The sequence below is a fragment of the Streptomyces sp. NPDC085944 genome (assembly GCF_040686295.1).
GTDB classification, from domain to species: domain Bacteria; phylum Actinomycetota; class Actinomycetes; order Streptomycetales; family Streptomycetaceae; genus Streptomyces; species Streptomyces salinarius.
This window is the reverse complement of record NZ_JBFBJX010000028.1, coordinates 60,654-66,956: the sequence shown is the minus strand read 5'-3', so window position 1 is coordinate 66,956 and position 6,303 is coordinate 60,654. Positions and strand designations below refer to the sequence as shown.

General features: G+C 65.9%; 3 protein-coding genes and 1 pseudogene. 2 read left to right on the top strand and 2 right to left on the bottom strand.

Translation table 11 applies throughout. The annotated features are described in order from the left end of the window. Positions 1-91 precede the first annotated feature (91 nt). Positions 92-868 (top strand): annotated as a pseudogene (locus AB0P07_RS34575) (site-specific integrase); the annotation flags it as partial. A 121-nt stretch (positions 869-989) separates the two neighbouring features. On the opposite strand, the gene AB0P07_RS34570 reads toward AB0P07_RS34575, so the two are convergent. Both AB0P07_RS34570 and AB0P07_RS34565 read right to left on the bottom strand, forming a co-directional pair. Then, a complete protein-coding gene (locus AB0P07_RS34570; protein WP_365557843.1) occupies positions 990-1,526 on the bottom strand; it encodes a HEAT repeat domain-containing protein in 537 nt (178 codons plus the stop codon). Beyond that, positions 1,523-5,839, bottom strand: coding sequence for a polymorphic toxin-type HINT domain-containing protein (locus tag AB0P07_RS34565; RefSeq protein WP_365557840.1), 4,317 nt, complete (start codon positions 5,837-5,839; stop codon positions 1,523-1,525). The genes AB0P07_RS34570 and AB0P07_RS34565 overlap by 4 nt, the downstream gene beginning before the upstream one ends. On the opposite strand from AB0P07_RS34565, the gene AB0P07_RS34560 reads away from it, so the two are divergent. Beyond that, positions 5,838-6,293: a hypothetical protein gene (locus tag AB0P07_RS34560; RefSeq protein WP_365557838.1), complete on the top strand. Its 456-nt coding sequence runs from the start codon at positions 5,838-5,840 to the stop codon at positions 6,291-6,293. The genes AB0P07_RS34565 and AB0P07_RS34560 overlap by 2 nt on opposite strands. Positions 6,294-6,303 lie beyond the last annotated feature (10 nt).

Here is a 6,303-nt window from a genome sequence, read left to right as displayed (position 1 = left end):
CATCATGTACACGCCATGACACGAGGGCGAAACCGCCCCATCACCCACGAACGGGCGACACCACATCATCAGGAACGGGACTTAACGCCCTCTCAAGTCCGCCCTGGAGCACGCCGTCCGCGAGGAAGAGATCCCGCGCAACGTCGCCCGCAACGTCCGCACAGGCACACCCCGGCCCCGGCGCTTTGAACCCCTCACCGCCGACGAAGCCCGCCAGCTCCTCGCGGCCACGCGCGAACACCGGCTGCACGCGCTGCTCGAACTCGCCCTCCACACCGGACTCCGCAAGGGCGAACTCCTCGGCCTGCGCTGGGAAGACCTCGACCTCGACGCCGGCACCGCCGCCATCCGCCGCACCCTCCAGCGCACCCGCGCCAGCGGGCTCACCACACTGCCCACCAAGACCCGGGCCTCTGAACGCCGCATCGCCCTCCCCGCCCGCTGCGTCCAGTCACTGAAGCGCCACCACGAACAGCAGCAGCGCGAACGCGAGGCAGCAGGCACCGCGTGGCAGTCCAACGGGCACGTCTTCACCACTGCGCAGGGCGGATCGATCGAACCAACCAACCTCACCCGCACCTTCACCACGCTCCTCCGCAAGGCTGGCCTCCGCCGCATTCGCTTCCACGACCTCCGACACTCAACCGCCACCCTGCTCCTGGAACAGGGCGTCGAACTCGTCGTCATCAAGGAACTCCTCGGCCACGCCCACATCGGCGTCACCGCCACCGTCTACGCCCACGTCCGACTCCGCCTCCAGCGCGACGCCATCGACACCCTCAGGACCGCCCTCGGCGGCCTGGAGGTCATCGGGACGGTCAACGGCGACGGCGATGAACCGCCGTCCTGCGCCGCCCTCATCCGCTGACGTTGCCGTCAGCTACTGCCGTCACCTCACGCAGAAGCCCCGCCAGAACACACCTGGCGGGGCTTTCTCTTCGCTAACGCTATGGAAACTCCTTTGATCTTAAAAGCGCCCGGGGTTCCGGCTATCCCAGCATCTGATCTTCGTCAAACCCGAGCTCGTCCTCGACCCCGAGTTCGACAGCCGCATGCCATCGGACAACGTCGGGCCACGACTTGGGCGTCATTCGGCGAAGGCACTCAAGGGCTTCCGGCGTGCCGATCCCCCCCAGAGAGGAGATGACCTTCTGACACAGCCAGTACGCCGGAGCATCCTCGCCCACGGAACTTTCCGCCACCCTGAACAGGCAAGCGACCGCGCCCGCTTCCCGGATTTCCCCGAGGATCTCCACGAGATCCTCTTTGTTGAACCCCACGGCATCCGAATCAAGGATCTCCTGAAGGGCCCCACCCAGGCCCGGCGCCCGCAGGGGGGCAGCCAGGTTGGCGAATTTGTCGACCCTTGTCCAGTTTCCCGCGTGAGCGGCTTCCCGGATCCAGGATGCGATGAGCTGAGAGACCTCGGGATGCCCAGCCGCGATGAACCTGGCATCCCGCCCTGTGCCGTCGGCGAGTGCTTCAACCAGATCAGCCAGAGATCTTTCCTCTCCGTGAAACGTCACCAGTCCTCCACTCTTCCGAATCTGGCGATTCTCGAATTGAACACTCCGACCGATCCGGGTCTGAGGCCGTACGTGTCGAAGCCACGCTCCGACTTCAGGTGCACGGCATTTACATCCTGGCCAATTTCGCCCGGACTTTTACCGGACGCGATCAACGCGTCGCGGGTACCCGGGGACATCTCGAAGCGAACCAGAACCGTGTACTTCTCGGCATTTCTGCCTCCTCTGCGGTGTGTCTGATGCCGCAGACCTTCGAGATATTCACGGTCCTGCGTAACGAAATTCTCGGTACCTCGGACAGTGATCTCGCCATTGGGTCCCAGCTGGTTGAATTCTTTCTCACTCATCGCGCGATAGAAGACTTCATTGCAGTTGTGAACGAGGACCGGCGTCTCGCCCGCCAGCACATAGTACGTGTGCGCGTCAGTGACGGTGAGGTTGTGGACCGTCGCCTTCGTGGCTGCCCATGCCTCAACGGCTGAGACCTGTACCCACGTGCCGGTGGACGTCTGTAGCCACTGGCCCGGTTTCAACTCGCCGGCGTCGATCCACTCCCGTAGTGATGGAACCCAGAACGGGTGGCCAGCGGTTGCGGTGACCGTAGTGGTCTTCGTGCCATGCCGGTCGGACTCATTGTGAAGGGACAGGGTCACCTTGACCAGGTGCTTGGTGCCCTTGCCAACGATCGTCGCTGTGGCGGTCTGAATGGAAGTGCGACCGGTGTTCGGGTCGGTGGCTATGACCTTGTCGCCGGTCTTGACCTTTTCGATGGGCTTGGTGGAGCCGTCGGCCATAAGTACCTTCGTACCGGGCACGAAGCTGTTGGTCTCGCAGACTGCGTTCTGTGCTTCTTCCTGGGCAGTTTCCTTGACCTCGTTGCGTGCTTCCTTTGCCGTGTTTTTTGCTGCTCGTTTCACCTGGGACGGCTTGGGGCGCGGCTTCGGCTGGGAACGAGGCTTGGAGCGGGGCTTCGGACGAGCGGCTGCCTTGCGGGCTGCCGCTCGTCGGGCTGCTGCCTTCTTCGCTGCGGCTCGTGCAGCTCGAGCCCTGGCCTGAGCTGCCGCTCGTCGGGCTGCTGCTCGCTTGGCCGCTGCCTGTGCGGCGGCTCGCTTGGCTGCAGCTCGCTTGGCAGCTGCTGCCTTGCGTGCGGCTTCTCGGCGGGCCTTGGCTGCGGCTCGCTTGGCGGCTTCGATGGCACGTTTGCGGGCCAGTGCAGCGGCGCGTCGTGCGGCGGCCTGGGCTGCCTTGCGGGCGGCGATGGCCGCCGCGCGGCGGGCTGCTGCGCGGATTGCGGCTTGGGCCGCAATCCGGACTGCGATGCCGATGACGATCGGGAAGAACTCGCCCGAGGGGTCGGAGAAGGTGGCCGGCGCGTTGTTGCTGTAGGCGTAGGGGTTCATCGTGGCGGGGTTGCCGTAGTCGACCATGGGGTCGACGGAGATGAACCGGCCTGTCACGGGATCGTAGTCACGGGCTCCTAGACGGGTCAGCCCTGTGTCCTGGTCGACGGTGCCGCCAACGAAACCCCGCTGTCCGGGCCAAGAGGCGGGCTGCTGTCCTCGTTCCTCGCCGAACGGCATCGACTTGCGTCGTGTGACGCCCATGGCCGGGTCAGCCATGTCCACGACCGTGTGGGACGTGCCGTGGTGATCGGAGATCATGAGCTGGCGCACGCCGCCGGTCGCCCGGACGGTTGTCATGCCGTCGGGGTGGGCGTAGAAGCGCTCAGCCGTCTTCGTCATGTTGTCGGCACTGACGGTGAGTTCCGCATCGCCCAGGTACAGGGTGCGGCTGCCGTCGGCTCCGGTGCGGATGAGACGTTCGCCGTCCGCACCGTACAGGTACGACGTGGCCTTCGTTCCGCCGCCTTCTACGGGTTCGGTGACCTTGCGCAGTTCGCCTTCGACGTCCCACTCCAGGGTCTGGGTGGTGCCGCCGTGCTGGCGCTGGGTGGTGTTGCCGGCCTTGTCGTAGGCGAAGGTATTAAGGCGTTCGCCCTGCGGGCCGACCGACTTGATCTCGGCCAGTGCGTTGGGACCGCCGACACCTGTCTTGCCGTAGGTGTAGGTGCGGGTGACGTTCTTGGCCGTATCGCCGGTGGTGTCATGTTCGACGAGCTTGGTGCGGTTGCCCGCGGCGTCGAACTCGTACGACTGCCAGTAGGCTTCCGGGCCGCCGACGGTGTCCTTGGACGGTGCGGCCGTGCAGTCGTCCGTCTTCGCCGACCAGGCAGAGGTCATCTGCCGCAGTTGGTTGTAGACGAAGCACTGGGTGTCGGTCTTGCCCGAGTCCGGTGTCGCGCCGCCGGGGGTGTCGGAGATCTTGGTGATATTGCCGGCTTCGTCGTAGCCGTACTTGGTTTCGCTGATCCGGACTGGCGCTATCGAACGGTCGAAGGTGGCTGTCTGGAGCCGGCGGGTGAACTCGTCATAGATGTACGAGCCGTACACCTTTTTGCCGGCCGGTCCGGCGTCGGTGCGGAGGATCTCGCCGAACGCCGAGTACTGCACATCGGTCAGGTACGGGGCCGAGCCGCCGATGGCGATGGGCAGGCCGTCGGAGTTGTAGACGAAGACGACCGTCTCGTTGACCAGGCCGCCCACGCCCGGTACTTCGACGTAGTCGAGATTTCCGGTCGGGGTGTAGGCGTACTTGTACGTATAGGTACCTGCCAGGCCGGTCTCCTCGTCAGGGATGACAGTCTGGCTCGACTTGACGCGATACGCGTTGTCGTACCCCGTCACCTCCTCGCGGTACTCGCGGCCGTTGTCGTAGCGGATGGCTGCGGTGGGCAGGCCCTTGGCCACGGTGTCGTAGGTCCACTCGATGCGCTTGGGACCGGTCGCGCTGGTTTCCCGCAGTGACGTCGGCCGGCCGCCGGCGTCGTAGGTAGTGACCAGGGTCCGCTCGAGCGGGTCGGTGGTGGATACGACGTTGTCGGCGTTGTCGTAGGTCATCTCCGTTCGGCCGCCGTCGGGGTCGACGACGGCTGTCTGACGGCCGCGCTTGTCGTATTCGAAGGAGGTAGCGGCGCCGCCGGGGGCGGTGACCCTTACGAGGTTGTCGAGGTCGTCGTATTCGTAGACGGTGTCACGCCATTTGGTGCGTTCGGTGTTCGTGTACTCGCGCTGCCGCTCGACACGGCCCTCGGCGTCCTCGAAGGTCGCGGTGACCGTGTCGCCCTTGGGCGGGATGGAGGTGGTGACGTCGCCGTCGCGTTGGGTGGTGGTGCGCAGCTTCTCGGTGCCGCGGTAGTAGGTGATCTCGGTGGTGGGCTGACCCAGGCCGTCGAACAGGGTGCGGTTTTGGGAGGGGACGTCGTGGTCGCCGACCTGGAGGAGTTTCGCCTCGGGTTCGGAGTCGTTGTAGTAGCCGTCGTTCTCCTTCCATTTGCGGCCGGCACTGTCGTAGAAGGAGTCGTTGACGATCCGGCCGTTGCCGACCGCCTCGTCCTGGGTCTGCCGCTCGCGCAGCAGGCCGTCGAGGATCTCGTAGGAGACGGCGTATTGTCCGTTGTCCTTCAGGGTGCGCGTGGTGACGACCGTGGGTCCGTCGCGCCGCACGGTGTAGTCGTAGGTGGCGGACGGTGTCTGTGTCGCCGAGTTGCGGTCGGTTCCCCAGACCTTCAGGAGTCGACCCAGCGGGTCGTACTCCATGACGGCCTTCTTGCCGTTGGCGTCCGTCTCGGTCAGTGGCATGCCGCGGACGTCGTCGAACTGCGTCGTCTCGGTGTGGCCGAGCGGGTCGGTGGAGACCTGCTTCACGGGTCGAGCGCCGGATACCGGCGTGTACGTGACGGATGTCTTACGGTTGTCCGCATCCCAGGTCGCCGTCTCGCGGCCGTGGATGTCGTACTCGGTGCGGTCGATGGTGACGTAACCGTCGCCGGTGGCGTTCATCTCCTGCACCTGAGTGGGCAGGCCCTTGGTAGGTGCCACGCCGAACCCTTGGCCGTCGTAGAGCGTGCGAGTGTCTTCGACGACCTCTCCGCCCGAGGTGCCGCAGGCGCCCAGGGTTGTCTTCTGGCGGGACTCCGATTCGATCAGGTACGCGTTCGTGTTGCGGACGTAGCTGACCGTGGAGCAGCGCAGCTTTCCGCCAAGTGTCTTCTCTTCGATTTGGGTTGGCAGGCCGTAGCTGTCGTACTTTGAAGCTCCGCCATCTTGAAGTGGCTGGTCAGCGGGGTGGCGTGACCCCGTGTCGGGGTGCTCGTGCTGGTCGTGGGCGGCAGTCTGGGGTGTAGATCGTCTGGCAGGGCGGTTTTGCGGATTCTCGCCCGTCGTCGACGAGGCCGCTCCTACGCTCCGACGCATGATGGATCCCGAGGTGTTGGAGCGGATCTCCGCGCGGCGTGCGGAGCTGGATGGGCTTGAAGAACAGCTGGTCAAGCAGTTGGCGGAGGTGCGGGCCGAGCGGGACGAGCTTGCCGTGGCTGAGCGGGTGTGGCAGCGGATGAGCGAGCAGGTCGCCGAGGAGCGGGCGGAGGCCGGGTCGCCGGTGGTGCAGGTGGCGGGGCGGGCGGTGCGGCTGGTCCCGGAGCGCGGGTCGGGGGTGGGCGAGTCCGCGCTGCCGGCCGAGTACCAGCGCATCCTGTCCGCCGTGCGGCAGGCCGCGGGCCCGGTCGCCACCCGGCAGATCGGCGAGATGCTGGGTCTGGACACCGGGGTGCGGGGCAAGCTGGAGCCGTTGCGCGGGAAGCTGACGAAGCTGGCCGACCGTGGCTGGCTGCATAAGCGGCCCGACGGGAAGTTCACCGCTCGCCCGTGACCTTCGGCTG

Bases quoted from the DNA above. Each gene is read 5' to 3' on its own strand.
- AB0P07_RS34560 (WP_365557838.1), top strand. From the start codon at position 5,838: ATGATGGATCCCGAGGTGTTGGAGCGGATCTCCGCGCGGCGTGCGGAG.
- AB0P07_RS34565 (WP_365557840.1), bottom strand. From the start codon at position 5,839: ATGCGTCGGAGCGTAGGAGCGGCCTCGTCGACGACGGGCGAGAATCCG.